The 1,274-nt window shown below is 39.1% G+C and carries 1 protein-coding gene; it reads left to right on the forward strand.

Features of this window, described 5'->3' with window-relative positions; all coding sequences use genetic code 11:
- Positions 1-66: 66 nt before the first annotated feature.
- Positions 67-1,232, forward strand: a protein-coding gene (locus FTV27_RS17025; RefSeq protein ID WP_119285041.1) for an IS3 family transposase whose coding sequence is annotated in 2 segments (ribosomal slippage) — positions 67-325 and positions 325-1,232 — 1,167 coding nt in all. Because the reading frame shifts where the segments join, the coding sequence is not laid out codon by codon here.
- Positions 1,233-1,274: the final 42 nt, after the last annotated feature.

Genomic DNA, 1,274 nt, shown 5'->3' on the forward strand with positions numbered 1-1,274 from the left:
TGATGTGTGCTTAAAAAACAGGAGGGTTTAACTTGGTAAACTATACATACTCATTAGGAGTTTACCATGAGCAAGAAACAGAAGACTTACACCGCAGAATTTAAAGCTGAAGCCATAAAAGCCATTGAAGAGAACCAAGGTAATGTATCGGAATCCGCTAGACAACTTGGCATTTCAATGCAAACCCTTTCGAACTGGAATAACAAAGCAAAGGCTGGAACTTTAGCAGGCACAAAACAGTATTCGCCCGATCTAAACGCCTTACTCGAAGAAAATAAGAAGCTTAAACAACAGCTCAAAACAGCTGAAATGGAACGTGAATTTTTAAAAAAGGCAGCAGCGTACTTTGCCAAAGAAAGTCAGTGAGGTACGCCTATATGAAATCGCAAAGCCACTTATTTCCGATTATTTTAATGGCTCGATTACTTCGTGTATCCGTTTCTCGCTTTTATGATTGGCTAAAGCGAGGCATGAGTAAAAGATCAATTCAGCGAAATCAGCAGACAATTTTGGTCAAAATAGCCCATGAAGAAACCAAACAAAGCTATGGCTATGTTCGATTAACCAAGCATTTACAAGCGCAAGGTATCAAAATAAGTACGTATGCTGTGCGCCAAATAAAAAAATCAAATCAGTTGTATTGTAAGCGCCATAAGCGTTTCAAAAGAACCACGAACAGTGATCACAACCGTTCTATTTATGACAATTTACTCAAGCAACAGTTTTCAATGACGAAGCCTAATCTTGCGTGGTCGAGTGACATTACCTACATTTGGACGGCTGAGGGCTGGTTGTACTTGGCAGCTGTCAAAGATCTTTACACGAAACAGGTTGTTGGCTATAGCTTAAATGAGCGCATGACAGCCAAGCTTGTTTGTGATGCATTGAATATGGCTATTCGCAATCAGAAACCTGCTAAAGATCTCATTGTACATTCAGATAGAGGCAGCCAATATTGCAGTAATGAATATCGAAACTTACTTGAGAAATTTGATTTTCAGGGTTCAATGAGCAAAAAAGGCGACTGCTTTGATAATGCACCGATAGAGAGTTTCTGGGGCATACTCAAAAATGAACTAGTCCATCATCGCAACTACAAAACAAGGGAAGAAGCCAAAGCGGATATTACAAAATATATAGAGTTATTTTATAATCAGCGAAGAATTCAAAAAGGCTTGGATTTTAAGACACCAAATCAAATGGCAGAAGACTTTTATCGGTTAGCTGCCTAGAATCTCCCAAGTGAAAGTCTCCTGCTAATTCAGCACACATCA

Origin of the sequence: Acinetobacter sp. YH12251, assembly GCF_013417465.1 — a bacterium.
Classification (GTDB): Bacteria; Pseudomonadota; Gammaproteobacteria; order Pseudomonadales; family Moraxellaceae; genus Acinetobacter; species Acinetobacter amyesii.